The following is an 895-nucleotide window of genomic DNA, read 5'->3' on the forward strand; positions in this document are numbered from 1 at the left end:
GGGGCATCACCGACCCCGCCCCCCCCGGCATGGCCACCGCCCTCCGCCGCGCGCTCCGGCCCTGACGGATCCACACCCCCCCGTCCGGTCCGCACACCCGTTGCGACGGGTGTGGACGCCCCACAGCGGGTGTGGATGCGGGGTCAGTTCTTGAAGATGACCCAGCGCAGCATGACGAAGTTGATCGCGGTGGCGGTGCCCTGCGCGACCACCCAGGCCAGCGTGGTGTCCCACTCCATCGGCGGCAGGACGTGGAGGACCAGCGAGTTCACCGCGACGTTGACGGCCAACGTGGTCCCGTAGAGGGCCACGAAGCCGGCGAACCTCGCGCGGCCGCCGGTGTTCGCGCCGCTGAAGGTGAAGCGCTTGTTGCGCAGGTACGCCGTCGTCGTGCCGAGGATGAAGCTGATGCCCTTCGCGAACGGCACCCACAGGCCCGCGCCCAGGAGCAGGTGGTAGACGCCGAAGTCGACGATCGCGGAGAGCACGCCGATCGCGACGAAGCGGCCCAGCTGGCGGACGAGGCCGAGACGCGGGGCGTCGGCCGGACCGGTGGCCGGGGGCTGGGCCCGGGTGGGCTCGGTGGCGGTCACCCGTCGAGGGTAGCGGCGCGTGTCGCAACGACCGCGTCGGCCCACCGGAGTGCAGGTCACGCGGCCCGCCGACCTGTCGATCCGCACCCGACCGTGGACAACGCCGTGTAGTTTGCGCTACAAAGTCAACGATAGAACAAACCAGTTGGCACCAGGGGGCACCGTGCAGGACCACACGAGCACCGACGTCGACGACCAGCCGCCCCGCTCACCGGCCGACGCCCTCGCGATCATCGAGCGCGAGCAGGCCCGGCAGGTCCCGCCGTACTGGATCTTCTATCTGATCTGGGGCGCGGCCTGGG

Annotated in this window: 1 protein-coding gene; it reads right to left on the reverse strand. The window is 71.1% G+C overall.

All coding sequences use genetic code 11. The features are described 5' to 3' along the window. Positions 1-143 precede the first annotated feature (143 nt). Complete coding sequence (locus D8M34_RS18225; protein WP_126894722.1) at positions 144-593, reverse strand: GtrA family protein; 450 nt, start codon at positions 591-593, stop codon at positions 144-146. Positions 594-895: the final 302 nt, after the last annotated feature.

The sequence above is a fragment of the Microbacterium sp. HSID17254 genome, assembly GCF_003989315.1.
In the GTDB taxonomy this organism is placed as follows: domain Bacteria; phylum Actinomycetota; class Actinomycetes; order Actinomycetales; family Microbacteriaceae; genus Microbacterium.